The organism is Caulobacter hibisci (genome assembly GCF_016135805.1).
Taxonomy (GTDB): Bacteria; Pseudomonadota; Alphaproteobacteria; order Caulobacterales; family Caulobacteraceae; genus Caulobacter; species Caulobacter hibisci.
Genome location: NZ_JADWOX010000010.1, coordinates 150,503 through 176,416, shown reverse-complemented (window position 1 = coordinate 176,416; position 25,914 = coordinate 150,503). Strand labels below are relative to the sequence as shown.

The window sequence follows — 25,914 nt, the reverse complement described above, 5'->3', positions numbered from 1 at the left end:
CGGCGAGGGCGAGATTGAGCGCGATACCAGTTTTTGGTATTCTCGGTCTTGGAGGTTCTTGATGAGCAAAAACACCTCAGTCAGCCTCGGCCCGCACTTCCAGACCTTCATCGAAAGCCAGGTGGCCGAAGGCCGCTACGGCTCGGCAAGCGACGTCATCCGCGCGGGTTTGCGGATGTTAGAAGAGCACGAAGCCAAGCTCGACGCGCTCCGCGCCGCTCTCGCCGAAGGCGAGGCTAGCGGGTTCATGGAAGAGCCATTCGATTTCGACGCCTTCATCGGCGAACTGGAAGCCGAGGCCGAGCACGAGAAATGAGCGGCTATCGGCTGTCGTTCAAAGCGCGACACGACATTGACGACATCCGGGCCTTTTCCAAAGGCCAGTGGGGCGCCCGCCGAGCTGCGGCCTACCTTCGCGACATCAAGCGCGCTCTCGACCTGATCGGCCTGCACCCCGAGGCCGGCCGGCGCGACGACCGGCTCACTTCAGTCTACCGGCGACACACGGTCGGTTCGCATGTGGTCTTCTACAGGCCCGACCGTGGGATGGCGCTGATCGTTCGTATCCTGCACCAGCAGATGGATCCTTCATCCCATCTCTAACTCAACGGGTCGCCAATAGGCCCTGACGCTCGACATCGGCGTAGATGCAATCCTCCTTGGCCTCATGGCCTGGAACTGAGCGGTCGACATAGGCGGCCCAAGCGTCTCCGACCTTTGTGGGCTTGAAGGCGGGTAGGCCGCAGCGGGCGGCGGCGTCGGCGATCTGGCGTGGGCTGGCCCAGCGGTTCTCGTCGCCGACGAAACAGCCCGAGGTCGCGCTGGCGAATAGGACCACGCAACCGGCGATAATGGCTCGCTGCAGGCCCATCACCCGTCCACCACCACCGCATCCCCCTCGCCCACCGTGCCGTCGGCGGTGACGTTCAGGTAGATGCCGCAGAACATGTGGCCGTAGTGGTCGAACAGGGCCTTCACCACCTCGATGTCCCGTTCTGCGGTGACGGGATCGACGTGGGTGGCGGCGCAGCGGACGATGGGTTTCAGAACCTCGGCGGTCGCCGAGCCGACCCGCACCGTCCTGCCCGTCCAGCCGTTCTCGGCCCAGGCCGGCCAGCCCTCGACATACAGGTTGGCGCGGAACCGCAAGGGATCGACCGGACGGCCGATTTTTTCGGCCAGATCGCGCACAGAGGCCAGGTTCACGATCGAGACGAAGCCTGACTTGCTGTCCATGAATCGGTGCGCGCCCGGTCCCTCAATCACCCGCAGCGGCCCCTTGGCGTCCTCGCCCAGCAGGGCCGCCAGCCAGCCCTCGAAGGCCCGCCGGCCGTCCTCGCCGCGCAGGTCGCCGGCGAAATCGGCCAGGCCCTCGGCCGAGGCGGTCAGCACGCCGCTGGCCTCGTCATAGGCCGTGCGGGCCTTGGCGACGGCCGGGATCTTGGCCAGGACGGTGAACTTCATCTTCGACAGGTGGCCCGGCGCGGCGGAGTCGAAGCCGCTGGGGCCGTCCTCGACCGCATAGAGCCGGTCGCAGGGAAAGCAAGCGCCCGCGCTCAGAGACGCCGTCTCCAGGCGTTCGGGCGTGAATCCCTTGACGGGATGACGGTAGAGCGAGGCGACCTGGGCTTGCATGGCGCGAAGGTGACGACGGCGGTTCAGCTTGGCAAGGCCAGAGCCTGATAGCCGAAAGTGTCATCGGCTTCGGCGGCCATCACGCTCAAAATGTTTGCGGAACGCCAAGCCCTCTCATGGATTTTCCAGACCCGGGAGGCTCGCTCATGACAGACACCCCGCCGCGACGCCGCGTCCAGTCGTGGCTGGCCTCGCGGCCCTATCACCTCGCCCCGTGGATCCTGCTGCTGGCGGTCGCCCCCTTCGCCTTCCCCAAGCGGCTGGAGCCGCAGGTCGAGCCTCACCTGCCGCCGCCCGGCCTGTCGGAAGACCGGGTCATGCCGCCCGACGAGTTCGACACGGCCGAGCCCAGGCGCGGCCGCGCCGCCCGCCATCCGCACGGCATTCCCCTGCTCGGCTGGCGCGACATCCTCTGGCGTACGGCCCGCGAAATCAGCGTCGACAAACTGCCGTCGGTGGCCGGCGGCGTGACCTTCTACACCCTGCTGGCCCTGTTCCCGGCCATAGGCGCCTTCGTGTCGCTGTACGGCCTGTTCGCCGACGTCGGGGCGGTGGAGAAGCAACTGCAGGAGATGTCGGGCGTGTTTCCCGCCAGCGTCGTCCAGATCGTCGGCGAGCAGATGCTGCGCCTGGCCAGCCAGGAGGGCGGCAAGCTGGGCGTGGCCTTCGTGGTCAGTCTGCTGCTGTCGATCTGGAGCGCCAACGCCAGCATGAAGGCGCTCTTCGACGGACTGAACGTGGCCTATGACGAGGACGAGAAGCGCAACTTCCTGTCCAAGACGGCCCTGACCTACGGCTTCACCCTGTGCGCCCTGCTCTATGCGGTGTTCATCGCCGCGGTGCTGATCGCCGCGCCCATCGTGCTGGAGCGGATCGGCCTGGGCGCGATCTCGGCGATCTGGATTCCGCTGCGCTGGCTGCTGGTGCTGCTGGTCACGGCCCTGGCCTTCGGCATGCTCTACCGCTTCGCCCCCTGTCGCACCCGTCCGCGCTGGCGCTGGGTGGTGCTGGGCGCGCTGTTCGGCGCCGCCGCCTGGCTGGTCGGTTCGTTGGGCTTTTCGCTCTACGTCAACAAGGTCGCTCACTACGACGCCACCTACGGCCCGCTGGGCGCGGTGATCGCCTTCATGGTCTGGGTGTGGTTCTCGATCATGACCGTGCTGGTCGGGGCCGAGCTCAATGCCGAGATCGAGCACCAGACCGCCCACGATTCCACTACCGGCCCCGAAAAGCCGATGGGCGCGCGCGGCGCGGCCATGGCCGACACGGTCGGGCTGGCGTTCCACCCGTGGGAGATGATCAAGCGCGAGGCCGGCACGGTGAAACGCATCGGCGGCCGCTACTGGGGCCAGGCCACCCGGATGGGCCGCAAGGAGCCGCCGCCTCCGGAAGCCTGAGCATTCAAGCCTGAGACTTGGCGCCGCGCTCAACCCGTGGCTTAGCTCTGCGCCATGATCTTCGCCCCCGCCCTTCCCGCCGAACACGAGGCGCTCGTCGCGCTGGTCAATTCCGCCTATCGCGGCCAAGGCGCCCAGGCCGGCTGGACCACCGAGGCGGCCTATATCGACGGTCAGCGGATCGACCTGGAGAGCTTGCAGGCCGATCTGGCCGCCTCGCCGGACGCCTTGATCCTGACCGCCCGCGACGACGAAGACGGCCCGATCCTCGGCTGCGTCTGGCTGGAGCCGGCGGAAGACGGCGTCTGGTATCTGGGCATGCTGACGATCCGTCCCGACCTGCAGGATCGCCAACTGGGCCGCACCCTGCTGGCGGCCGGCGAAGACCACGCCCGCCAGCGCGGCGCGGCTCGGATGCAGATGACGGTCGTCCACATCCGCGACACCCTGATCGCCTGGTACGAACGCCGCGGCTACGCCCTCACCGGCGAGACCCGCCCCTTCCCCCACGGCGACGACCGCTTCGGCAAGCCGCTGCGGGAGGACCTGGCGTTCGTGGTGATGGAAAAGCCGCTCTAGAGCCTGCGGATCAGAACAGCACGACGTCGTCGAGGCTGGTCAGGGCGTCGTCGGCGCCGCCGATCCCGAAGCTCTCGGCCGCCCGCGCCGTCCGCCGCCGGCCCGACACCGTGCGCCCGACGCCTCGCGCCAACGGATCGAAGGCGCTCAGGCTGTTGCCAACGCCGTCGGTGAACTTCAGCCCGGTCAGGTTCTCGATGAACGCGATCGGCCGCTGGTAGGTCGCGAAGGCGCCGAAGGGCTCGGCCGGCGCCGCTTCCAGCCCGTGCTTGTCGATCACGTCGGCCTGGCTGAGCAGGTAAGCCGTCGCGAACAGCTTGCCGCCCTCGGCCACCGCCACGACCACCTTCCAGAACTCCAGCGGATAGGGCAGCCCGCGATACTCCGGGTCAGCGCCGCCGAAGACGGGGCCGGTGATCACCTGGACGCTGAACTGGCCCGTCTTGGCGCGCTCCTCCAGCACATAGCGCTCCAGCTGTTGCCACAGCTGGACGGCGGGATCCTTGCCCTGGTTGAAGATCTCGTGCTGCGGCGAGCAGTTGGGCCAGGTGCAGGTGCCGTTGGCCCGGCGTATGGCCTCGACCGCGCCCTTGCCCCATTCCATGTCTTCCCGCCGGGTCAGGTGACCGCGGTCGAACCTGTTGTTGCGATAGTAGCTGTTGTCGAGCTGGTGGGCGCGATCGAGGCGTTCGTCGTACAGCCAGTTGTCGGAGCGCCCGCCGATACCCGGACGCATCTCCCAGCTGACATTGGCCGCCGAATAGAAGGCCAACCGCCGCTCCTTGTTCACGACGACGCTGTAGCCGTTGTAGGTGAGCACGCCGCCAGCCTTCTGCGCGGCGTTGAACACCTGCCCATAGGCGTCCTGCAACGGCGCGATCAGCTTCTTGTCGGTGATGATCGGCAAGGGAACGCTCAGCGCGCCGGTCCCAAGGAAGTCCGGATCATAGCCCTTCACCCAATCCGTCGCGGGACTGACCGGGGCGTCGATGATGTTCTTCTTCGGCTTCGAAGCGGCCGCCGCCTCCAGCGGGACCAGCGCCGATTCCGACGCCCCGCCCTGGAGCAGCGAAACGCGACCGTCGTCGCCGACGAGCAGCTTGAGCGTGATGTGCTGGGTCATGGATTTTTCCCGGGGCTGAAGGGGTTTCGGGCGATGGGGATCGGCGGACGCGGACGACGGCGCCGTGAAGCTCGTACCTTCGAAAGAGACCAGTTGCGGCGGGGCCTCGCCAGGCGCGAACAGCACCGGCAGACGCACGTCGATGTCCCGCACGCCCGTGTCCAGGATCGGCCCGACCAGCGCATGCGAGGCTGTCGCCGTGTTGGCGCGCAGGGCGTCGACGATCCGCGAGACCCGAATGCCTTCGTTGGCGACCCACTTGATGCGGTCCTCGCGGTCGACGGAGGGGTCGTAATCCCTGCCGTCGATCGTCTGCCACTTGCCGTCACGCTTCTCGGGCACGCCGCTGTGATGCAGCGCCACCACCAGCCAGTCGTTGCTGAACACCGGCGAGCCCGACGAGCCGCCGAGCGTATCGGTGGAATACCAGAGCACGTCGTCGTCGCGCTTGATCAGCTTGTTCTCGCGGACGCAGACCTGTTTCCACTTGCCCTCGGGGTGCTGGACGACCGTCAGCCACTCGCCCTCGAGCACCTTGCCGGTCTGGCCCAGCAGCGGCAGCCATCCCAGCGCGCGGCGCGAGAAGGCGCCGGTACGGTCGCGCTCGGCAACGGCGACGATGCTGAAGTCCAGCGCCTCCGAGGTGAAGAACAGCTCGTCGGGCCGCAGGGCGAAGCGCCAGGGCGTGAGATCGTCGCCCAGGATCGACCGCTCGTAGAAAGCCTCGGCCTCGGCGTAGCGCGCGGCCTCAGGGCTTTCGAGTACGTGGTGATTGGTCAGCAGCACGCCGTCGCCGATCAGGAAGCCGGTGCCGTAGCCGATCGTTCTGCCGCTGGACGCCTTCAGCACGATACGCAGGACGGCGCGCGCCGCCACCGCGCCGCGCGCCAGATAGTTGGCGTCCTGCAACTCGTTGCCGGCGATGATCCGCTCGTAGGCGTCCGCCGCCTCGCGGGGCGAAGCATGAAGGACGCCCAGCAGGTTCTGCCGCTGGTGCTTCTCGGCGTCGCTGGCCAGAACGTCGGGCGACGCCCTCTGGGTCGAAGCCGCCAAGTCGCCGAGGTCGAGGCCGCGCGAGCGCCATTCGGCCTTGCGAACAGCCTGCTGCAGATTGAGAGGCATGACAGCCACGTATCCCCCCCGGGATGTTCTCCCGGATAGGGTTACGCGCGAATTATAACAACCTCAAGACGATTTAGCACCCAAGCTCGCCGCCGGGTTCGCCGATCAGGCCAGCCCGTCTTCCAGGCTCGCCAGACGCGCCGCCTGGTCCTCGGCGATCAGCGGATTGATGACGTCGTCCAGGGACTCGCCCTCGATCACCTTGGTCAGGTTATAGAGGGTCAGGTTGATCCGGTGGTCGGTGACCCGGCCCTGCGGGAAGTTGTAGGTGCGGATGCGCTCCGATCGATCGCCGCTGCCGACCTGGCTCTTGCGGGCGTCGGAGCGGGCGTCGTCCAGGGCCTGGCGCTGCATGTCGTAAAGCCGCGCCTTCAGGTTCTTCATCGCCTTGGCGCGGTTCTGGTGCTGGCTCTTCTCCGAAGAGGTCACCACCACGCCGGTCGGCAAGTGGGTGATGCGCACGGCCGAGTCGGTCTTGTTGACGTGCTGGCCGCCGGCGCCGGACGAGCGGTAGGTGTCGATCCGCAGATCGCTTTCCTTGATGTCGATCTCGACGTCCTCGGCCTCGGGCAGCACGGCGACGGTGGCGGCCGAGGTGTGGATGCGGCCTTGCGCCTCGGTCTCGGGCACGCGCTGCACCCGGTGCACGCCGCTCTCGAACTTCAGCCGACCGAACACGCCGTCGCCGGTGATCGAGGCGATGATTTCCTTGTAGCCGCCCATCTCGCCTTCGGAGACGCTGTCGACCTCGACCCGCCAGCCCTGGGTGACGGCGTAGCGCTGGTACATGCGGAAGAGATCGCCGGCGAACAGGGCCGCCTCGTCGCCGCCGGTGCCGGCGCGGACTTCGAGGATGGCCGAGGCGTTCTCGTCCTTGTCCTTGGGCGCCAGCATCAGGGCCAGCTCGCGCTCGAGCACCGGCAGGCGCTCGTCGAGGGCCTCGATCTCGTCGCGGACCATGGCGGCCATCTCGGGATCGGCGGCCATCTCGTCCAGCTCGGCGCGCTCGGCGCTCAGCTTGGCCAGGCGCTCGACGGCCTCGGCCACCGGCCGCAGCTCGGCGTGCTCCTTGGAGAGCTTGACGATCTCGGTCCCGTCGGTGGCCGCGCCCATGCGGGCCTCCACTTCGCGGAAACGGTCGAGAACCTGGTCGAGGCGGGCCTGGGGCAGTCGCAAGGGAAGAGATCGCACGGCTGAAGAATGGGCCGGTCTCTCTAGGCCCTTTCCGGAGGGAAGGGAATGGAGGCGCGGCCAGGCCATCGACTGCTGACGCCCATCGCCATCAGTATCGTTTGAAAACCTACCGGACTGGCGCTAGCTAGGTGAAGAGCCGGCCGCACGCCGTGGCCCGCCCGAGGAAGCGCCCATGTCCCTTTCGATCCACCACGTCGCGGCCACCGCCTTCACGCGCGGCCTGACCACGCTGTCGGTCCTGCTCGACAAGGCCAAGGCCCACGCGCAAGCCGCCGGAACCGACCCGGACGCCTTCGTCCAGGCTCGCCTGTTCGAAGACATGCTGCCGCTGGCCGGCCAGATCCAACGCGCTTCAGACGCGGCTCGCGGCGCCATGGCCCGGCTGAGCGGCGGCGTCGCCCCGCCCATGACCGACGACGAGACCACCTTCACCCAACTCCAGGATCGCGTGACCCGCAGTCTGGCCTATGTGCGGAGCGTTCCGGCCGAGGCTTTCGAAGGGGCGGAGACCCGCGAGGTGGTGTTCCCCGCCGGGCCGCTCACCCTGGGCTTTTCCGGGCTGGACTACCTGCTGGAGTTCGCCCTGCCGAACTTCCAGTTCCACGTCGTGACCGCCTACGACATCCTTCGCCATCACGGCGTGCCGCTGGGCAAGCGCGACTACCTGAACCTGGGCGCGGAACGGGTGCGGGCGGCCTAGAGCCGCCCTATCGCGTCTTCCAGTCCGCCAGGGCCGTCGAGGTCTGTGCCGCCAGAACGGCCTCGGCGCCCGCGTCGCCCAGCACCTTGGCCTTCAGGAACGCCACGCTGAGCGCCGAGGCCTCGGCGAAGCCCTGCGCCTCGGGGTGATAGGACAGGCCGTGGCCGACACCCTTGCCGACCCACAGGTACTTGCCGCCGGGCGCGCTGGTGTCGAACGGATAGACGTGCTCATGCCAGTCCTCGATCATGCCGGGCAGCACGTCCTGGTCGCCGGTGATCATCATCATCGGCTTCTTGAGGCCCTGGAACGCGGTCGGCCCGATCAAGCCCTTGATGACCCCCGGGCTTGAGAAGCACAGGGCGGCCTTGGTCCGGGGATCTTGGGCGGGGATCATCCCCTCCAGCGCCCCGGCGCGGATCATCGACATCAGCGAGCCGTAGGAGTGACCGGCCGACGCCATAGACAGGCCGGGCGCGGCCTTCTCGGCGTAGTCCGTGGCGGCGGCCAGATCGGCCAGACGCAGCGGGAACGCCGCGCGCAGGTCGTAGTCGGCGCGCTTGGGATGCTTCTGGGAATCGACGTGCAGCGGCGCGACGATCATGAAGCCGGCGCCGGTCCACAGGTCGAACAGAGCCTTGTAGGGGGCCGGCCAACCGCCAGCGCCATGCGAGAAGATGATGATCCCCTTGGGCGCCTCGGGACGCAGGATCGTCAGTTCGACGTCGCGGTCGCCGACCTTCAGCGTGGTGGTCGAGGTCGAGACCGCGGCGCGCGCCAGGACCGGCCCGGCGGCGAAGGCCAGGGTCGCGGCCAGCAGGCCGCGGCGGTTCAGGATAAGCTTGGTCACGGAAAGCCCCACAATCGTCTGGCGAGCACGCTTTGCCGGTTCGTGCCGATTGTCCAGGCTCAGTAGGCCGGCTTGACCTCGATCGACACCACCTGCCTCGCCGAGCGCGACGGCTTCCTGTCGCCGTCCACGACCACGCGATAGGGCCCCTCGCGGGCGTCCAGCGGCTGACCGTTCTTGTGATCGGCGATGACCACCGGATTGTCGCGGTAGAACGGATCGGTCTCGGCCAGCGACAGGATGGAGGCATAGCCGTCGGCCGCCTTCACGATCACCACCTGGTTCAGGTAGCGGCCCATCAGCCGGTCGCCGTGCACGACGCCCGCTTGCAACAGCGCCGCGTTCAGCAGCGCGCCCTCGTAGACCGCGCTCTTGCCGCCCTCGACCATGGTCGCCTTGCCGCGCGGCAGGGCCGCCAGGTCGGCCGGGGTCAGCACGATGCTGTCGCGCCCCTGCACCGTGACCTTCAGGTCCTGGGCGAAAGCCGCGGGGGCGAAAGCGGCCGGGGCGAGCGCCAGGACGGCGACGGCGAAGGCGGCGGCGAGTCGCATGAAGAGTCTCCTGAACGGACCGCGATGTGACCCCCGACGTCGCGCCGGCGCAAGGTCAGTTGGCCGCGTCGCTCGCCGGCGCCGCGCCCCGTTCGTCGAGCTTCTGGTCGATCCGCGTCAGCAGGCGAATGACATACCCCAAGGCCATGAACTCGATGATCCGGATGTGGGCGTCGCGCATCGGAAAGCGTCCTGGCCAGAACGCCTCGCTGATCATCACGAAGAACATCCCGACGGCGACCAGGAAACAGCAGATGGCGACGAAATTCGCCGTGCTGCGACGAGCTCGATCCTTGTTCACTCCACTGTCCCCGTTGCTGATTCAGCAGCGGCCATTTCGCCACGACCAGGCCAGCAGTCGAGTTTCGAAAGATATCGGACGGCCTTACCCCCGCCAGGCGAAGACCAGGGGCTTGCTGGCCATCGCCAGGTCGCGCGGCGCGGGCTTGGGCCCGTGGTCGGCGAAGATCGTCGGATAGAGCGACACGACCAGCAGCACGGCCATGGTCACGTTGAAGGTCCGCAGCACCGCCGGCCGATCGAGGAACCGGCGCAGGGCCATGCCGAAACCAGCCCAGGCGGCGCTGCACGGCGCGCCGATCAGCATGAACAGGCCCGCCAGCATCGGCACGACCAGGATCGAGCCGCCCTCCGGCGCATAGGTGGTGACCGCGCCGAGGGCCATGGCCCAGGCCTTGGGATTGACCCACTGGAAAGCCGCCGCGGCCAGGAAGCCCATCGGCTTGCCGCCCGGCTCGCGCTCCGACACGCCCTTGGCCGTGCCGATCTTCCAGGCCAGCCACAGCATGTAGCCCGCCCCGACCCAGCGCAGGATCTCGTGCAGCACGGGCCAGGCCTTGAACACGCCTGACAGCCCAAAGCCCATGGCCAGCACCATCACGCCCAGGCCCAGGCTGATCCCCAGGATGTGCAGGATCGTGCGGCGGAATCCGAAGTTCGCGCCCGAGGCCAGCAGCATCATGTTGTTGGGACCGGGCGTGCCGGCGGTGGCGAAGGCGAACAGCACGAAGGCGAGGATCAATTGCGGGGTCATCCGGGACCTCCCTGGACAGGAATGTCACGGTGATGATTTTGATTGATCCATGAGTCAAAACTTATATTGATACAGTGACAATATGCACTGGAGCGCCGCATGGCCGCCGCCTGGACCCCCGCCCTGCCCGACGGCGACGCGCCTATCTACGAGCGGCTGGTCGAGGCCCTGCGCGCCGACGTCGCCTCCGGCGCCCTCTCGGCCGGAACCCGCCTGCCGCCGCAGCGCGACCTGGCCCACCGTCTGGGCCTGGGCCTGGGCACGGTTACGCGCGCCTATGTCGAGGCCGAGAAGGCCGGGCTGGTCAGCGCCCATGTCGGCCGCGGCAGCTTCGTCAACGCACCCGGCGCGATCGGCGCCCCGCGCCGGCGCGAAGGCCCGATCAACCTGTCCCAGAACGTCGCCCTCAACTGGCCGGCCGCGCGGGTGATCGGCGAGACGATGCAGCGCCTGCGCCGCCGCCCCGACCTTGCCGACCACCTGGACTACTCGCCCGCCGCCGGGCTCGAGCGCCATCGCCGCGCGGCGGCCGCCTGGCTGGCCCGCAGCGCCGGCTTCGAAACCGCCGACTGGACCCGCCTGGCCTGCTGCGCCGGCGCCCAGCAGGGCCTGGCCCTAGCCTTCGGCGCGGTCGCCCGCCCCGGCGACGCGGTGCTGTGCGAGGCCTCGACCTTCAACGGCATCAAGGCCTTGGCGGCCCACGCCGGCTATCGCCTGAAGGGCGTGGCCATGGACGACGAGGGCCTGCGCCCCGACGCCCTGGAGGCCGCCGTCGCCGCCACCGGCGCGCGGGTCGTCGCCGTGCTGCCCACCCTGCAGAACCCCACCGGACGGATCATGTCGCTGGCCCGGCGCGAGGCGATCGCCGCCGTGGCTCGCCGGCTGGACCTGATCCTGATCGAGGACGACATCTACGGCGCCTACGCCCCCGGCGCGCCGCCACCCCTGGCCATGCTGGCGCCCGAGCGGACCTTCCACGTCTCGGGCGTGTCCAAGACCCTGGCCCCGGGCCTGCGGGCCGGCTTCGTGATCGCCCCCAGCGACGCGGCCCTGGAGCGGATCCTGGAGACCATGCGCGCCATCGCCTTCGCGCCGCCAGGGTTTGGCATGCTGATCGCCGGCCAGTGGATCGAGGACGGCACGGCCGATACGATCCTGGCCGAGATCCGCGAGGAAACCGCCGCCCGCGCCGCCCTGGCCAAGTCGATCCTCGGCTCCGCCATCGCCGGCCCGGCCGTGCCGACCGCGCCGCACCTGTGGCTGCCGATGAGCGAGCTGGAAGCCGAGCGCCTGGCTGGCCGGGCCCTGCGCGGCGGCGCCGAGGTGACGCCTCCCGCCGCGCCGATCGTCGAGCCGGGCCAGGTCACCGGCGTGCGCCTGGCCCTCGGAGCGGCGGCCGACAGGACCGAGCTGGAGGAAGGCCTGCGGATCGTCGCCGCCGCCCTGGCCGACGTCGACGAGCGCGCCCGGCCGGTGATCTGAACCGCGATCCGAAACGAAAGAACCCGGCGACGCAAAAGCGCCGCCGGGTTCATGACTTGGCGACCTGGAACCTGAACGGATCAGGCCCCGCGTCGACTACTTGGTGTAGATGTCGGTCGCGCCGGAGACCTTCAGGCCGGTCTGAAGACGCTTGATGAAGGCCTCGATATTGGCCCGCATCGCCGCCTCGTTGGCCTTGCGCAGACGCTCGACGGCGAGCAGGGACTCACCGAAGTGAGCCGTGCCCGTGGCCGCGACCGTATCGTCGAACGCCGGCGCGCCGCCGCCGACCGGGATGGCGCTGTAACGCACCTTCGAGGTCACCGACATGTCGATGCCGGCCATCGGCCGTTGCAGGTCGACGATGCTTGCCGTCAGTTCCAGCAAGGCCTTGTCGCTGCTGTCGGCCAGGTAGTTCAGCCCCTTCAGCGAGGACTCCAGCGCCACCTTGAAGTCCTTGTCGGAGACGTTGGACATCCACAGCGGGTTGGTGTCGCCGCCGCCCTGCACGGCGATCACCCGGAACGCCTTGTAGCCCGGCGCGCCGGGAGCCACGGCCGGAACCGTGCTGGCGGTGATCGTCATCTGCTCGGGCTTGGAGGCGCTGGCGCAGGCCGCCAGGGTCAACAGGCCCGCGCCGACCAGGGCCGCGCGCGCGACACGGCCAAGCGAGCGGACGAGGCTCACGGCGTGCCGCTCGCGGCGGCCGGGGCGGCCGGGGCGGCGGCGGTTTCGGCGGCCGGCGCGGCGGCGACTTCCGGCTCCAGCACCACCTTCAGCGGGTTGGGCGTCAGATCGTTGAGCGCGCCGCTCGAGGCGTCGACGCCCATGCCGATGATGCCGCCGGCCAGGACGTTGCCGGCCAGGGCCGCGCCACCGCCGCCGCTCATCTTGCTGACCACCTCGGCGGTCTGGGTCTTGTAGCCGGCCTTGCTGACCGTGACCGTGAAGCCCTCCTTGCGGGGCAGCTTCAGGGTGCAGGGCGTCGACGGACAGCTGAAGCCCGTCGAGGTCTTCACCTCGGCCGGCGGCGAGGATTCGATCGTATAGGCCTGGGTCGTGCCGCGCGTGACAGTGGCGCAGGCGCTCAGAGACGCCGCCGCCAGGAACAGCGACGCGCCGCGGATATAGGTTTTCATAAAAGCCCCCAACTAAACGTTGCCGGCTCAACCTAAACGCGGCCAAACGCACAGTCCAGCTTGGATAGTGTCGGTATTGAAATATTTGGAAGGCGCACAAGCGAGCGCGCGCACGCCGCAGCACGCTGAAAGGCTTGAAGTTTTTGTGACGGCGCGAAAATCCGCGTCAGCAAAAACGGCTCTACTCGGCCGCGATCGCCTCGGCGTCCTTGGCGTCCTTGGCGGCCTGAAGTTCGGCGGCCTTCTTCTCCACCAGCTCGACGATATGGTCGATCATACCGTCGTTGGACTGCTTGTGGTCGGGCTTGCCGGCCATGTAGACCATGCCCGCCCCGGCCCCGCCGCCGGTGAAGCCGATGTCGGTCATCAGGGCCTCGCCCGGGCCGTTGACCACGCAGCCGATGATCGACAGCGACATGGGCGTGGCGATGTGGGCTAGGCGCTCTTCCAGCTGCTCCACCGTCTTGATGACGTTGAAGCCCTGACGGGCGCAGGAGGGGCAGGCGATGATGTTGACGCCGCGGTGGCGCAGGCCCAGCGACTTCAGGATGTCGAAGCCGACCTTGATCTCTTCCACCGGATCGGCGGCCAGGCTGACGCGGATGGTGTCGCCGATGCCGGCCCACAGCATCGAGCCCATGCCGATGGCGCTCTTGACCGTGCCGGTGCGCAGGGCGCCGGCCTCGGTGACGCCAAGGTGCAGCGGGCAGTCGATGCGTTCCGACAGCTGGTGATAGGCCGCCACCGTCATGAATGGATCGGACGCCTTCACGCTGATCTTGAACTCGTGGAAGTCGTGGTCCTGCAGGATGCGGGCGTGGTTCAGCGCGCTCTCGACCATGGCGTCGGGGCACGGCTCGCCGTACTTTTCCAGCAGTTCCCGCTCCAGCGAACCGGCGTTGACGCCGATGCGGATCGAGCAGCCGTGGTCGCGGGCGGCGTTGACCACGTCGCGCACGCGGTCGGGACTGCCGATATTGCCCGGATTGATCCGCAGGCAGGCCGCGCCGGCCTGGGCCGCCTCGATGCCGCGCTTGTAGTGGAAGTGGATGTCGGCCACGAGCGGCACCTTCGCCTCGCGGGCGATGGTCTTGAAGGCCGTGGTGCTGTCGACGTCGGGACAGCTGACGCGAACGATGTCGGCGCCGGCCTCTTCCAGCTGGCGGATCTGGTTCAGCGTCGCGACCGCGTCGCTGGTCAGGGTGTTGGTCATCGACTGCACCGAGATCGGCGCGTCGCCGCCGACCTCGACATTGCCGACGCGGATCTTGCGCGACTTGCGGCGCTCGATCATGCGCCAGGGACGAACGTGGGTGTGGTCAGCGGCCATGGGCGCAATCTAGTGGGTCTTGCCCACGGTTAGAAGGGGCCAAGAACAGAAGAGCGGAGCGTCGGGAAACGCCCCGCATCCTCGAAGCGGCCTATTGGGGACGCGCGATCGCCGGCGCGGCCGGAGCCGTCGCCGGATGAGCCGGGGCCGCCGGGATCAGCTTGCCCAGCTGGGTCTGCGGAGCCGAAAGACGACCGGTCAGCACGCCGCCGGTGAACACGTCCACCGCGCCGGGCTCGGCCACGTCGGCCACCAGGCCCGGCGTGCGCGGGGCGCGGAAGGCGTCGCCGGCCGACAGCCAGCGGGTGAAATAGACCGCGCCGTCGGCGCCGCGCACCACCAGCGAGGTCGACTTGCGAGCCTGCAGGATCACGCCCGACGAATCGACCGGAGCCGCGCCGTACATCGCGCCCTTGGCCTTGAACGGCGCGCCCAGATTGGCGATCGCCTCGGGCGCGGCCTGGGCCTCGGCTTCCTTGCGGGCCTTGGCGGCGGCGGCCACGGCGTCGGCCGAACCGCCAGCGGCGGCGGCGGCCTCCAGGCCGGGCGTCACATAGGGCGTCGGGGTGGTGGATTCGACCGGGGCCGGCAGGGGCGCGCCCAGCGAGACGGCGCCGCCGGCCTGGACGGGCGCGGCGCCCGCCGGAGCCGTCGGCGCGGCCTGCGAGGCCACCTGCGCCTTGGGCTCGGTGTCATGGGTCATGGCGCGCTGGGCGACGTTCCACAGCACGATGGCGCCGCCGACCAGCAGGCCGCCGGCCAGCAGCAGCCCCAGGCGCGGGTCGCGCTGACGGGCCACGCCGATCGGCGCGCGCAGCGGCTCGGCCTCGTCATGGGCTTCCAGCTTGAAGCGGGCCACGGCCGCCTCGGCGTCCAGGCCCAGCAGATTGGCCACGGCCTTGATGTAGCCGATGGTGAAGGGACGAGACGGCAGGTCGTCCAGGCGCATGGCCTCCAGGGCCTCGACATAGGCCTGGCGGATGCGGGTGGCGTCGGCCACGTCCTGAAGGGTCATGCCATGGAACAGGCGGGCCGCCTGAAGGGCCTCGCCCAGATCGACGCCGTGATCGACCGAGGGCTGGCTCGCAACGGCGGCCGCCTCGTCGCGGTCGCCTTCGGCGACCAAGCTCAAATGACTCACCCTGCCCGTGTCGAGCGGCATGACGAACAGATCACCCCAGAAAATTCGCGTCGCACGAGAGTCCGACCGACCATGAGCCGACTCTAGCCGGCCTTTGTTAACATTCGATTGTGGATATCAAAGTAAGTAGCCGGATTCAATGAAATAAACTTGGCCGCAAGGTTAACGCGCCATCAGTCTAGACGGCGACATAGAGCTTCCTGGCCAAGGTTTCGATCTCGCCCCGGAGCGAGCCGCCGGAGCCCTTCAGCAGGGCCTCGACATTGCGCCGGGCGGCTTCGCGATCGCACGACAGCACCATCTGCTTGACCGGCCCGATGCCGGCCGGCGGCATCGACAGGCGGTCGAAACCCAAGGCCACCAAGGCGAAGGCCTCCAGCGGCCGCCCAGCCATCTCGCCGCACACCGACACCGGCGTGCCGGTGTCCTCGCAGGCCTGCTGTATGGTCTTCAGCGCGCGCAGGGCCGCCGGCGACAGCGGGTCGTAGCGGTCCGACACCCGCGGATTGCCCCGGTCGGCGGCGAACAGGTACTGCATCAGGTCGTTGGTGCCGACCGAGACGAAGTCGGTCATCGGCAGCAACGCGTCCAAATGCCACAGAAGCGACGGGGCCTCGATCATCGCCCCGACGTCCAGCCGGGCCGGCGCCGGACGGCCGCGCTTCAGGGCCCAGGCCACTTCCTGGTCGACGAAGGCCCGGGCGGCGCGGAACTCGTCCACATTGGCCACCAGCGGGAACATGATCCGCAGCTCGCGACCACGCGAGGCCTTGATCAGGGCGCGGATCTGCAGGCGCAGCAGGGCCGGACGGTCGAGGCCCATGCGCACGGCGCGCCAGCCCAGGGCCGGATTGTCCTCGCGCTCAAGCTCCATGTACGGCAGCAGCTTGTCGCCGCCCAGGTCGAGCGTGCGGAAGGTCACCGGCATGCCGTCGGCGGCCTCCAGCACCTTCTCGTAGAGCGCCGTCTGGGCCTCCAGCCGGGGCATCTCCTCGGCGACCATGAACTGGAACTCGGTGCGGAACAGGCCGATGCCCTCCGCGCCGGTCTCGCCCAGGATGTCGAGGTCGACGGCCAGTCCCGCGTTCATCAGCAGGGTGACCTTGGAGCCGTCCCGGGTGAAGGCAGGCGTGTCGCGCAAGCGGGCGAACTCGGCCTTGCGCTGGGCCCGCACCTCCATCCGCGCCTTCAGGGCGGTGACCACGTCGGCGCGTGGGCGCAGCCAGGCCTCGGCCGTTTCGGCGTCGACCACCACGGGGTCGCCTTCGCTGACCCGATCGCGCAGGCCGGCCAGGCGGCCGACGCACGGAATGTCGAGCGCCCGGGCGACGATGCCGGCGTGACTGGCCGCCGAGCCCTCCTCGAGCAGGATGCCCTTCAGCTTGGTGCGGTCGTATTCCAGCAGGTCGGCGGGACCGAGGTTCCGTGCGATCAGGATGGCGTTCTCAGGCAGCTGACGCACGGCGTGCACATCGCCCGACAGGTGACGCAGCAGCCGGTCGTTGAGGTCTTCCAGGTCGTGCAGACGCTCGCGCAGATAGGGATCGCGGGCCTGGCCCAGCCGGGCGCGATGCTCGGAGCGCACCCGCTCGACCGCGGCTTCCGCCGTCAGGCCCGAGCGCACCGCCTCTTGCAGGCCCCGGTTCCAGCCCCGGTCGTGGGCGAACAGGCGGTAGGTGTCGAGCACCTCGTAGCTGGCGCCGACTAGGCCGTGCTGGCCGTCCAGCATCTCGTCGATCTGGGTCTGAAGCGCCTCGATGGCCCATTTCAGCCGGGCCTCCTCGGCCAGGGCGTCGTCCGACAGCAGCTGCTCGGGCGCCACCGGCTGCTCGTGCAGCACGGCCACGCCGTAAGCGAGGCCTTCGGCGAACCGCGCGCCCTTCAGCCGCTCGGGCTTGTGCGGGGCCAGCTCGACGTCCTTGAGCTCGTCGGCGCCCAGCAGTTCGCTGGAGCTGACCATCTCGGCCAGCACCATGGCGATGATCTGCAGGTCCTCGACCTCCTCGTCCTCATAGACCCGCTCGGTGCGGTTCTGGACGACGAGCACGCCGATGGCCCGGCCGCCGCGCAGCAGCGGCACCGCCAGGAAGGCGTGGTAGGGATCTTCGCCCGTTTCCGGACGATACGAGAACGACGGGTGGCTGGCGGCGTCCGACAGGTTCAGCGGCCGGCCCAGGCGCATGGTCTCGCCGACCAGGCCTTCGCCCGGCTTCATGCGGGTGACGTGGACGGCGTCGCGCGACAGGCCTTCGGTGGCGAACAGCTCCAGGTCGTTGGAGGCGCGGCGCAGATAGATCGAGCAGACTTCCGCCACCATCGAGACGGCGATGGTGCGCACCACCATGTCGAGCTTGGCCTGTGCGGGCCCGCCGCCGGCCATGGCCTCGCGGATCTGGCGAAGCAGGCTGCGGGGTCCTCGAACGGCGATGCCGGGGCCTGCCATGTCGCCTGTCGTGCGCTCCCTCGTTCCGACGCGTCACCGCGCGTCGTCCTTCATGGGCGCTATAGCAGATTTCGCGCGCCGCACAGTGCGCGAGGCGGTTTTCCTTTACCTGAGGACGCAAAAAACGCCGCCCCTTCGAGAAGGGGCGGCGCTCTGCCTAGCTTGTCAGCGGTCAAGCTTAGCGACGCTGACCGTAGTAGTCGTAGGACGTGTTGTAGCGGTCGCCCTGGTAGCGGCGGCCATCCCGGCGCCCATCCCGGTAATCGTCGCGACGGTCGTAACGGTCGTTATAGCCGTAGCGGCTGTCGCTGTAGTACGGGCGGCGCTCGTTGTAGCGGCTGCTGTAGCGGTGATCGCGCTTGTCCTTGGCCGTGGCCACGCCCAGCGCGCCGCCGGCGACCGCGCCCAGGGCGATAGCGCCGCCGTCGCCGTCCGACAGGGCCGCGCCGGCGACACCGCCCAGCACGGCGCCCAGGATGGCGCGCTCGGTCTTGTTGCTCTTGCCGCGATCGCCGGCGAAGGCGGCCGAGGCGGGCAGGATCATGGCGCCGGCGATGGTGGCGCCGATGGCGATCTTGCTGAACTTACCGAAGGTCTTCATGGCATGTGCTCCTTGTTCCAGAAGCGTCGCCAATCCCGAGGGCGGCGCTGTTGAGGATCTTTATGAGCCTCGCCGTTTGAACCCGACCTGAACGCGGCTGTTCATGTTCGCGTCAGGTTTGCGGCGACCTATTCGGCCCCCGCGTGCTGGGGTCCCGCATGCGCCCCGGGCCGATGCAGCCGCACCGACCACAGCACCCCCGCCAGCATCAGCACGATCGCCGCCCACTCCAGCCCGTGCGGCCAGCGGCCCTCGTGCAGGAAGCCGTAGAGCAGGGCGAACAGGGTCTCGAACACGATCAGCTGGCCCGACAGCGACAGGGGCAGCAGGCGGCTGGCGGCGTTCCAAAGGCCGTTGCCGATTACCGAGGCCCCGATGGCGACCGCGAAGCTGACCGTCCAGAACCAGGTCCAGGCCTGTGGCGGATGACCCTTACCGCCCAACAGGAAGGCCGGAACCACCAGCACCAGCGACAGCAGGCCGGTGGCCAGCCCGGTCAGCAGCGACCACTCGTGGCTGTTGAACTTCGGGGTCGCGGCCAAGCGGCGGGCGTTCCAGACGGCGTAGGCGGTCCACACCGCCAGGGCCAGGGTCGCGCCCAGCACGCCCAGCACCAGCTTGCCGGCCGGCGCACCCGACGGCGCGGTGAACACCGCCACGTTGATGCACACCCCGCCGGCGACGATCAGGGCCAGGGGCGCGACCAGCGTCCGCAGCGGCGTGCCCTCCCCCCGCCGCGCACCGGCCAGGGTGATGGTCACCGGCAGCAGGCCGATGATCAGCGAGGCCAGGGCCACGCCCGCCGTCTGCACCGCCACCGACAGGCCCACATAGTACACGAGGTTGCCCAGCAGGCTCAGGGCGGCGAGATCGCGCCAGTCACGGCGGTCCATCCGCGCCATCACCGACTTCCAGCTCGGGGCCAGCAGCACGGCCGCCGCCAGGCCGTAGGCGATGTAGCGCCCGGCCGTCATCTGCAGCGGCGTGAACGCCTCCAGCAGCTTCGGCGCCAGGAACACCCCGCCCCACAGGGCGCCGGCGACGAGACCGTAGAGAAGGCCGAGCAGGAGATTGCGGGGACTGATCATGGCGCGGACCTAGCAGGCGCGGCGCCCCCTGGCTTTGGCGAAAACTCCAGAAGTGCGGGCGAAAGCTCCCGCCTCAGCCGGCCACGGCGTTGGCCCTGGCGATCGCGCCCAGTACGTGAGCGCTGGGCTTGGGCGTCCGCGCGAAGGTCTTCCGGTCGACGGCGACCAGGCCGAACTTCTGGGCGTAGCCCTGGTACCATTCGAAATTGTCCAGCAGCGACCAGTGAACATAGCCCAGCACCGGCACGCCGTCGTCGATCGCCTGTTTCAGGCTGGCCAGGGCCAGCGGGATGAAGGCCGCGCGCAAGCGGTCGTCCTGGGTGCTCAGGCCGTGCTCGGTGACCAGGACCGGTCGCTTGGTGGCTTCGTGCACATAGCGCACCGACCCGCCCAGCGAGGCCGGATAGATCTCGGTGTGCATGTCGCTCTGCGGCGCGTCGTGCGGCGGCGGCAGGGTTCCATTGGCGTCGATCTGGGTGCGGACATAGTTCTGCACACCCACGAAGTCGTCGTCGCGCGCCGCCTCCAGCCAGACGCCGTAGGCCGCCGCCCGCTTGACGTCGCGCTTGCTGCTGGGCCCCGCCGCCTGGTCGTCGGCCACCGAAAGGCTCATGCCCACCGGCAGGTCGCCGCGCACGGCCTTGATCGCCGCCTTGCCCTGGCGGTGGGCGGCCACGAGGTTGGCGACCATCGGCGCGAACTCGTCGGCCCGGAACATGAAGCCGCCGGGGAAGCTGGCCGCGCCGACGGCCTTGGCCGCCGCGGCGCGATTGGCCGCCTTCTGGTCGTAGGCCTTGGCCGGGATCGGGGTCCACAGCAGCAGGGCCGGCAGGTTCGGCTCGTTCAGGGTCACGGCGTAGCCGATCTGGTCCCCCAGATGCCGCATGGCGCGGTCGCAGAAGGCCGCGAACAGGGCCGGCGAGTCGGCGTGGGTCCAGCCGCCCGCCGCCGTGAACCAGCGCGGGCACGAGAAGTGGTTGAAGGTCACGATCGGCGTCAGGCCGCGCGCCCGGCAGCCCTCGATCATCGCCTTGTAGTGGTCAAGCATGGCGATCGACACCAGACCCCGCTCCGGCTCGATCCGACTCCATTCCAGCGAGAAACGATAGGTGTTCAGCCCCAGCGCCTTCACCAGGTCGAGGTCGCGCGGCCACAGCGCGAAACTGTTGACCGCATCGCCCGACGGTTCGGCGAAACCGCGCGGTTCGACGTTCTCCATCAGCCAGAAGTCGCTGGCGACGTTGTTGCCCTCGATCTGGTGGCCCGCCGTCGAGGCGCCCCACAGAAAGCGGTCGGGGAACTTGGGCGACGCGGCCAGGGCCTTGCCGGCCGGCAGGGCTGCCAGGGCTGCCAGGGCTGCGGCCTGCAGCATCAGGGTGCGACGATCCACGATTTCCTCTCCCATGTTTTTCCAACATGGGCGGCGAGCGCGGGCTTGGATCCAAGTCGATAGGCTGCGGCGAGCGATAGATTTACCGCTACCATCGCCCCTTTCGCCAGGCGGCCGGCGTCACGCCCAGGGCCGCCTTCATCCGCCGAGTCAGGGTGCTTTGGTCGCCATGGCCGGTGCGGATGGCGACCTGGGCGATGGACAGGGCGGGATCATCCAGCAGGCGCTGGGCGGCGCGCAGGCGGGCGTCGGTCAGGGCGGCGTGCGGGGTCGCCCCATAGGCGGCGGCGAAGCGGTCGAAGAAGCGGCTCTGGCTCATGCCGGCCTCTGCCGCCAGGTCGCGTACGGTCAGGGGCTGATGGTAGCGGGCCTCGATCATCGCCGCGGCGCGGGCCAAACGCGGATCGACGGCGATCGGGCCGCTCGACAGACCGCGCAGCAGCAGCGGCGTCCAAAGCCCCGCGACGCCGTCGTCGATCCCGCCCGGCGCTTCGCCCGACAGAAACGACAGCAGGCCGCGCACCGGGCTGGTGACGCAGGCGAACGGCTTTTCGCGCAGGCGCTCGAAGGGGCGCATCAGGGACGCGCCGATGTCGGCCACCACGAACAGGTTCTCGCCGTCGGCGGCGCAGACGTGGCGCGTACCCGGCGGAATCACCGCGGCGCTGCCCGGATCGACCCGGCCGCCCCGCCCGTCGATCTCGATCTCCAGCACGCCGTGACGCGGCAGCACGATCTGGTCGAAGTCGTGGGCGTGCGAGATGGCCTCGACGCTGTAGCGGCGGAAGGACAGCTCGGCGGGGGCGGTCAGGTCGTGGCCCATCAGGCCACTATAGCCAGCTCAACCGTGACCCGGCAAAGCCAGGGGCTCGTCGGCGTCCTGCACCAGGCGGCGGGCCTGTTCGAGGGCGGCGTCGATGTCGCCCTCGATGAACTCGACCTGCAGGTCGGTCAGCGGGTGGGGCGCGGCGATGACATTGCGCAGATAATCGCGCCTTTCCGGCTCGGTCATGGTCCACCAGCCGACGGTGTGCCCCTCCTCGATCACGGCGTCGCCCATGGCCAGCAGGTCGTCGGTGTCGAAGATCGGCTGGCCCGGCCGTTCGGGGAACCACTGGCCGTCGTCGGGCAGGGCCTGGTCGAGTTGGCGCAGCAGGGCCGCCAGCCACGGGCTGACCAGCAGCGGCTTCTCGTAGCCGTCGCCGAACTTGGCGCGCAGCAGCAGGTCGTAAAGCAGCTCGAGACCGGCGTCGCCGTGGAAGGTCACCGTCTTGGCGGCGGGATCGAACTTGAAGACGTCGGACATGGGACTCTCGAAGGCTACCTGATCCTCATAACGTCCGAAGGCGACGTTTTGTAGAAGGTCAGGTCGTCGGTTTGCCAGGTTCGAAGCTGACGCTGGCCTTCAGGCATCGCAACAGCCCGCCGGTCCCAAGAATGGGGTTGATGGCGAAAACGAGCTGGTCGCCATCGCCGACGACCGTCAGCCGCTCGACGATGGAGCCCGCGTGGTCGGCATCTTCGAGATCGACTTTGACGACGCCGGTCAGGCGGAACGTCGCCACGAAGTGCTTTTCGAGTTCGAAATAGCCGCGGGCGTCGATCCGGTCGGTCATGTCCCAACCGTGCAGCACGAGCACGGCCTCGGTGGGAAAATCGATCCTCAGCGACAGCAGATAGCCGTCGTGAAAGCTGGGGACGTGGCCGAACCAGTCGACGAGGCCCTGGAAACCGTCAATGCGTTTCCAGGCCTCGTCCATGGGTCTCTTACAGCTGGTCCAGGCCGTACACGGCGTGCAGGGCGCGGACGGCCAGTTCGGTGTAGGCCGCGTCGATCAGGACCGAGATCTTGATCTCCGAGGTCGAGATGACCTGGATGTTGATGTTCTTCTCGGCCAGGGCCTGGAACATCGACTGGGCGACGCCGGCGTGCGAGCGCATGCCGACCCCGATCACCGACACCTTGGAGACGTCCTCGTCGACGGCCACGTCCTCGAAGCCGATCTCGGCCTGGGCGGCGCGGACGATCTCGACGGCGCGCGTGGCGTCACGCTTGCCGACGGTGAACTCCATGTTGGCGGTGTCGGCGCTGCGGGCGCGCGACTGCACGATCATGTCGACGTTCACATTGGCGTCGGCCAGGCGGCCGAAGATCTGCGAGGACACGCCCGGATGGTCGGGCAGGCCCAGCAGGGTGATCTTGGCTTCGTCGCGGCTGTAGGCGACGCCCGAGACGATGCGCTTTTCCATGATTTCTTCCTCGTCGCAGACGATCGTACCTTGGCCCGGAGCTTCCCCCGGTTCGACGAAACTCGACAGCACCCGCACCGGCACGCGATGAGCCATGGCCATCTCGACCGAACGGGTCTGCAGCACCTTGGCCCCCAGCGAGGCCATTTCCAGCATCTCTTCGTAGCTGATCTTGGCCAGGCGCTTGGCCTTGCTCTCGATCCGCGGGTCGGTGGTGTAGACACCATCGACGTCGGTGTAGATGTCGCAGGCGCCCTTGACGGCGGCGGCGATGGCCACGGCGCTGGTGTCCGAGCCGCCCCGGCCAAGCGTGGTGATCCGCTGGTTGCTGGTCACGCCCTGGAACCCGGCGATGACGGCGATCTCGCCGGCCTCGAAGCAGGCTTCCAGGTTCTGGGGCGGGATGTCCTCGATGCGGGCGCGGCCGTGCGCCTCGTCGGTGAGGATCGGCACCTGCCAGCCCAGGAACGAGCGGGCCTTGTGGCCCATGTTGCGCAGAGTCATGGCCAGCAGGCCGGCGGTCACCTGCTCGCCCGAAGCCACGATGGCGTCGTACTCGTCGTCCGACTCTGGAAGGCCAGCGGCGGCGCGGCCGGCTCCGTCCGTCCAGGCGACCAGTTCGTTGGTCTTGCCCGACATGGCGGAAACGACGACGGCGACCTGCTTGCCCGTGGCGACTTCCGCGGCGACCAGGCGCGCCACCCGGCGGATGCGCTCCAGGTCGGCCACCGAGGTGCCGCCGAACTTCATCACCAGACGTGACACGTCTCTAAATCCTCGAACCAAAGCGGTTTTTTCTTGCGCCTTCGCGGCAGGAACCCGTCCTTCCGCGCAAGCCCGCGCCTTCTAGCGGGGCCTTGGCGCAACGGCAATGTCGCCGATGTGTCTTTTTTCTCGCGGCATGGCGCGAAAAATTGGCTGTGCTAGATACCGGGCCATGACCAGCGCCGCCCCCGACCCCGCAGGAAGCACGCCCAACTGGAGCATCGACCCCGCCGACGTGGCGCGGTTCTCGGCCATCGCCGCCGAGTGGTGGGACCCCAAGGGCAAGTTCGCGCCGCTGCACGTCTTCAATCCCTGCCGGCTGGCCTTCATCCGCGAGCAGGCGCTGGAGCGCTTCGACCGCGACGGCAATTCGCGCGCACCGTTCGAGGGCCTGTCCCTGATCGACATCGGCTGCGGCGGCGGCCTGCTGAGCGAACCGATGGCGCGCCTGGGCTTTTCCGTCACCGCCATCGACGCCTCGGAAAACAACATCAAGACCGCCGCGGCCCACGCCGCCGAGCAGGGCCTTTCGATCGGCTACCGCCCCGCCACCGCCGAGCAGCTGCTGGCCGAGGGCGCGGGGCCGTTCGACGTGGTGCTGACCATGGAGGTCATCGAGCACGTGGCCGATCCGGGCGCGTTCCTGCGCACCTGCTCGCAGTTGCTCAAGCCCGGCGGGCTGATGATCGTCGCCACCTTGAACCGCACGTTGAAGGCCTTGGCCCTGGCCAAGATCGGCGCCGAATACGTGCTGCGCTGGGTGCCGCCCGGCACCCACGAGTGGAAACAGTTCCTCAAGCCCGAGGAACTGCGCGCCTTCATCGCCGGCGAACCGGTCGAGATGCACGGCCCCTTCGGCGTCGCCTACAATCCGCTGACCGGCCGTTGGAGCCGCTCCAGCGACGTCGACATCAACTACATGATGACGGTCACCAAGCCGCCAGCGTGACGGCGAACAGGGTTCGCGGTATGTTTCCTACCGCTATGACCAAGGTCGAGACCATCGAGATCGAAACCCAGGTCGCGGATCACGTCCGCGAGCTGGCGCGTCAACGAGGAAGCAGTCTCTCGGAGGCTATCGACGTCGCCGTGCGCGCGACGCTGGAGCGCGATCGGGCGCAGAAGACCTTCGCTGACAAGGCCAGACGACGCGCGGCGGCCCTTGAGACGCTGAACGCCTATTGGTCTTTGCCGCACACAGGCGAGACCCTGACCGACGCCGACCTCTACGATGAGAACGGCCTGCCGCGATGATGGTTGTCGACGCTTCCGCCCTCGTGGCCATCCTTTTCAAGGAGCCGGATTGGGAAGCGTATTTCGAGGCTCTGGTCGAAGCGGACGACGCCGTCATATCGCCGGTCAACGCCTGGGAGGTCCACGTCCGCGCCCATTCCCGCGACGGCGAGGAGGGCCGCGTGCGGGCCGAGACGCTTCTGTCGCAGTTGGGGATCGTCATCGCCGCGATCGACGAACGACACCTGCAGATCGCCTTGGAGGCCCGAGAACGCTACGGGCGCGCGGTGCTGAATCTCGGCGACTGCTTCGCCTACGCCCTCTCAAAAACCAACGGCGACGGCGCGCTGCTCTACAAGGGCGACGACTTCGCACGCACGGACCTGCGCTTGGCCCTGAAAGAGGCTTGACGCCGAAGGGCTTCGCGCCAACCTCCGGCTGCAACCACGGAGCCTGCCCCATGCCCGCCCTGCTGCTCGCCCTCGCCGCCGCCCTGCCCGCCTTGGCCGGAGACTTCGACGGCGACGGCAAGGTTGACCAGGCGCGACTGGAGCCGCGCGGCGGCGCGCATGTGCTGGTGGTCGAGCGTGGCGCGGCGCCGGGCAAGCCCGAGACCGTCACCCTGGTGGCCGACGCGGCCAACTTCTTCATCGCCGCCCAGCCGGCCGGAACCTATCCGACCCTGTGCGCCAAGGACGTCGGGGCGCCCTGCGCCGCCGACGAGCCGCGCAAGCTGGAGCTGAAGGCGCCGACGCTGTCGTTCGGAACCGAGGAGGCCTCCATGGCGGTGGCGGTGTGGACCGGCGAGCGCTTCGCCGTCACCTGGCTCACCGACTGATCCGCCTTT

30 protein-coding genes are annotated in these 25,914 nt (G+C 68.9%); 10 read left to right on the top strand and 20 right to left on the bottom strand.

From position 1 onward, the window contains the following. Window positions 1-58 precede the first annotated feature (58 nt). Both I4Q42_RS15545 and I4Q42_RS15540 read left to right on the top strand, forming a co-directional pair. Complete coding sequence (locus I4Q42_RS15545) at window positions 59-316, top strand: type II toxin-antitoxin system ParD family antitoxin (protein WP_198577013.1); 258 nt, start codon at window positions 59-61, stop codon at window positions 314-316. Continuing rightward, window positions 313-603, top strand: coding sequence for a type II toxin-antitoxin system RelE/ParE family toxin (locus I4Q42_RS15540; protein ID WP_198576994.1), 291 nt, complete (start codon window positions 313-315; stop codon window positions 601-603). Before I4Q42_RS15545 ends, I4Q42_RS15540 begins: the two co-directional genes overlap by 4 nt. A 1-nt stretch (window position 604) precedes the next feature. Here the strand turns inward: I4Q42_RS15540 and I4Q42_RS15535 are convergent, their stop codons facing one another. Beyond that, on the bottom strand, window positions 605-871 hold the full coding sequence (locus I4Q42_RS15535) for a hypothetical protein (RefSeq protein WP_198576993.1): 267 nt from the start codon (window positions 869-871) through the stop codon (window positions 605-607). After that, the gene (locus tag I4Q42_RS15530; RefSeq protein WP_198576992.1) at window positions 871-1,635 is read right to left on the bottom strand and encodes an MOSC domain-containing protein; all 765 of its coding nucleotides are present in this window, start codon (window positions 1,633-1,635) and stop codon (window positions 871-873) included. The genes I4Q42_RS15535 and I4Q42_RS15530 overlap by 1 nt, the downstream gene beginning before the upstream one ends. A 146-nt stretch (window positions 1,636-1,781) precedes the next feature. On the opposite strand from I4Q42_RS15530, the gene I4Q42_RS15525 reads away from it, so the two are divergent. Both I4Q42_RS15525 and I4Q42_RS15520 read left to right on the top strand, forming a co-directional pair. After that, on the top strand, window positions 1,782-3,032 hold the full coding sequence (locus I4Q42_RS15525; RefSeq protein ID WP_198576991.1) for a YihY/virulence factor BrkB family protein: 1,251 nt from the start codon (window positions 1,782-1,784) through the stop codon (window positions 3,030-3,032). Window positions 3,033-3,086: 54 nt separating this feature from the next. Next, on the top strand, window positions 3,087-3,611 hold the full coding sequence (locus tag I4Q42_RS15520; protein ID WP_198576990.1) for a GNAT family N-acetyltransferase: 525 nt from the start codon (window positions 3,087-3,089) through the stop codon (window positions 3,609-3,611). Window positions 3,612-3,621: 10 nt separating this feature from the next. On the opposite strand, the gene I4Q42_RS15515 is transcribed toward I4Q42_RS15520, so the two are convergent. After that, window positions 3,622-5,856: a DNA/RNA non-specific endonuclease gene (locus I4Q42_RS15515; RefSeq protein WP_198576989.1), complete on the bottom strand. Its 2,235-nt coding sequence runs from the start codon at window positions 5,854-5,856 to the stop codon at window positions 3,622-3,624. Window positions 5,857-5,961: 105 nt separating this feature from the next. Next, window positions 5,962-7,032, bottom strand: coding sequence for a peptide chain release factor 1 (gene prfA / locus I4Q42_RS15510; RefSeq protein ID WP_198576988.1), 1,071 nt, complete (start codon window positions 7,030-7,032; stop codon window positions 5,962-5,964). Between the two features lie 190 nt (window positions 7,033-7,222). Here prfA and I4Q42_RS15505 point away from each other — a divergent pair, with 190 nt between their 5' ends. After that, complete coding sequence (locus I4Q42_RS15505) at window positions 7,223-7,750, top strand: DUF1993 domain-containing protein (protein ID WP_198576987.1); 528 nt, start codon at window positions 7,223-7,225, stop codon at window positions 7,748-7,750. 7 nt (window positions 7,751-7,757) lie between these two features. On the opposite strand, the gene I4Q42_RS15500 is transcribed toward I4Q42_RS15505, so the two are convergent. The 4 genes from I4Q42_RS15500 to I4Q42_RS15485 all read right to left on the bottom strand — a co-directional run bounded on the left by I4Q42_RS15500 (window position 7,758) and on the right by I4Q42_RS15485 (window position 10,205). Further along, entirely contained in the window at window positions 7,758-8,600 is an 843-nt protein-coding gene (locus I4Q42_RS15500; protein WP_198576986.1) for an alpha/beta hydrolase, read from the bottom strand. Between the two features lie 59 nt (window positions 8,601-8,659). Beyond that, window positions 8,660-9,151, bottom strand: a complete 492-nt coding sequence (locus I4Q42_RS15495) for a molybdopterin-dependent oxidoreductase (protein ID WP_232793167.1) — start codon at window positions 9,149-9,151, stop codon at window positions 8,660-8,662. A gap of 55 nt (window positions 9,152-9,206) precedes the next feature. Beyond that, a complete protein-coding gene (locus I4Q42_RS15490) occupies window positions 9,207-9,452 on the bottom strand; it encodes a hypothetical protein (protein ID WP_198576985.1) in 246 nt (81 codons plus the stop codon). An 84-nt stretch (window positions 9,453-9,536) separates the two neighbouring features. Then, window positions 9,537-10,205, bottom strand: coding sequence for a LysE family translocator (locus tag I4Q42_RS15485; protein ID WP_198576984.1), 669 nt, complete (start codon window positions 10,203-10,205; stop codon window positions 9,537-9,539). 99 nt (window positions 10,206-10,304) lie between these two features. Between I4Q42_RS15485 and I4Q42_RS15480 the strand changes: the two genes are divergently transcribed. Further along, a complete protein-coding gene (locus I4Q42_RS15480; RefSeq protein ID WP_198576983.1) occupies window positions 10,305-11,687 on the top strand; it encodes an aminotransferase-like domain-containing protein in 1,383 nt (460 codons plus the stop codon). Between the two features lie 96 nt (window positions 11,688-11,783). On the opposite strand, the gene I4Q42_RS15475 is transcribed toward I4Q42_RS15480, so the two are convergent. The 12 genes from I4Q42_RS15475 to I4Q42_RS15420 all read right to left on the bottom strand — a co-directional run bounded on the left by I4Q42_RS15475 (window position 11,784) and on the right by I4Q42_RS15420 (window position 23,834). After that, window positions 11,784-12,374, bottom strand: coding sequence for a hypothetical protein (locus I4Q42_RS15475; RefSeq protein WP_198576982.1), 591 nt, complete (start codon window positions 12,372-12,374; stop codon window positions 11,784-11,786). Beyond that, window positions 12,371-12,826, bottom strand: a complete 456-nt coding sequence (locus I4Q42_RS15470) for a translation initiation factor 2 (RefSeq protein ID WP_198576981.1) — start codon at window positions 12,824-12,826, stop codon at window positions 12,371-12,373. The genes I4Q42_RS15475 and I4Q42_RS15470 overlap by 4 nt, the downstream gene beginning before the upstream one ends. A 181-nt stretch (window positions 12,827-13,007) precedes the next feature. Next, the gene (ispG, locus tag I4Q42_RS15465; protein ID WP_198576980.1) at window positions 13,008-14,156 is read right to left on the bottom strand and encodes a flavodoxin-dependent (E)-4-hydroxy-3-methylbut-2-enyl-diphosphate synthase; all 1,149 of its coding nucleotides are present in this window, start codon (window positions 14,154-14,156) and stop codon (window positions 13,008-13,010) included. 91 nt (window positions 14,157-14,247) lie between these two features. Then, window positions 14,248-15,318 carry a helix-turn-helix domain-containing protein gene (locus I4Q42_RS15460; RefSeq protein WP_198576979.1) on the bottom strand — a complete coding sequence of 357 codons (1,071 nt, stop codon included), beginning with the start codon at window positions 15,316-15,318 and terminating at the stop codon, window positions 14,248-14,250. 157 nt (window positions 15,319-15,475) lie between these two features. Continuing rightward, on the bottom strand, window positions 15,476-17,740 hold the full coding sequence (ptsP, locus tag I4Q42_RS15455) for a phosphoenolpyruvate--protein phosphotransferase (RefSeq protein WP_198576978.1): 2,265 nt from the start codon (window positions 17,738-17,740) through the stop codon (window positions 15,476-15,478). Between the two features lie 178 nt (window positions 17,741-17,918). Beyond that, a complete protein-coding gene (locus tag I4Q42_RS15450) occupies window positions 17,919-18,341 on the bottom strand; it encodes a hypothetical protein (protein ID WP_198576977.1) in 423 nt (140 codons plus the stop codon). A gap of 128 nt (window positions 18,342-18,469) precedes the next feature. Then, on the bottom strand, window positions 18,470-19,429 hold the full coding sequence (locus tag I4Q42_RS15445) for a DMT family transporter (protein WP_198576976.1): 960 nt from the start codon (window positions 19,427-19,429) through the stop codon (window positions 18,470-18,472). Between the two features lie 73 nt (window positions 19,430-19,502). Then, complete coding sequence (locus tag I4Q42_RS15440; protein ID WP_332873088.1) at window positions 19,503-20,819, bottom strand: family 1 glycosylhydrolase; 1,317 nt, start codon at window positions 20,817-20,819, stop codon at window positions 19,503-19,505. A gap of 88 nt (window positions 20,820-20,907) precedes the next feature. Continuing rightward, window positions 20,908-21,642: a helix-turn-helix domain-containing protein gene (locus I4Q42_RS15435; RefSeq protein WP_198576974.1), complete on the bottom strand. Its 735-nt coding sequence runs from the start codon at window positions 21,640-21,642 to the stop codon at window positions 20,908-20,910. Window positions 21,643-21,660: 18 nt separating this feature from the next. Next, entirely contained in the window at window positions 21,661-22,125 is a 465-nt protein-coding gene (locus tag I4Q42_RS15430; protein WP_198576973.1) for a hypothetical protein, read from the bottom strand. Between the two features lie 58 nt (window positions 22,126-22,183). Beyond that, window positions 22,184-22,579, bottom strand: a complete 396-nt coding sequence (locus tag I4Q42_RS15425; protein WP_198576972.1) for a hypothetical protein — start codon at window positions 22,577-22,579, stop codon at window positions 22,184-22,186. A 7-nt stretch (window positions 22,580-22,586) separates the two neighbouring features. Continuing rightward, window positions 22,587-23,834 carry an aspartate kinase gene (locus tag I4Q42_RS15420; protein WP_198576971.1) on the bottom strand — a complete coding sequence of 416 codons (1,248 nt, stop codon included), beginning with the start codon at window positions 23,832-23,834 and terminating at the stop codon, window positions 22,587-22,589. A 172-nt stretch (window positions 23,835-24,006) separates the two neighbouring features. On the opposite strand from I4Q42_RS15420, the gene ubiG reads away from it, so the two are divergent. From ubiG to I4Q42_RS15400, 4 genes are read left to right on the top strand one after another with little or no spacing between them, the layout of a single operon-like run. After that, complete coding sequence (ubiG, locus tag I4Q42_RS15415) at window positions 24,007-24,783, top strand: bifunctional 2-polyprenyl-6-hydroxyphenol methylase/3-demethylubiquinol 3-O-methyltransferase UbiG (RefSeq protein ID WP_198576970.1); 777 nt, start codon at window positions 24,007-24,009, stop codon at window positions 24,781-24,783. Between the two features lie 35 nt (window positions 24,784-24,818). Then, window positions 24,819-25,088 carry a type II toxin-antitoxin system VapB family antitoxin gene (locus I4Q42_RS15410; protein WP_198576969.1) on the top strand — a complete coding sequence of 90 codons (270 nt, stop codon included), beginning with the start codon at window positions 24,819-24,821 and terminating at the stop codon, window positions 25,086-25,088. Continuing rightward, complete coding sequence (locus I4Q42_RS15405) at window positions 25,085-25,477, top strand: type II toxin-antitoxin system VapC family toxin (RefSeq protein WP_198576968.1); 393 nt, start codon at window positions 25,085-25,087, stop codon at window positions 25,475-25,477. The genes I4Q42_RS15410 and I4Q42_RS15405 overlap by 4 nt, the downstream gene beginning before the upstream one ends. A 50-nt stretch (window positions 25,478-25,527) precedes the next feature. Continuing rightward, complete coding sequence (locus I4Q42_RS15400) at window positions 25,528-25,905, top strand: hypothetical protein (RefSeq protein WP_198576967.1); 378 nt, start codon at window positions 25,528-25,530, stop codon at window positions 25,903-25,905. Window positions 25,906-25,914 lie beyond the last annotated feature (9 nt).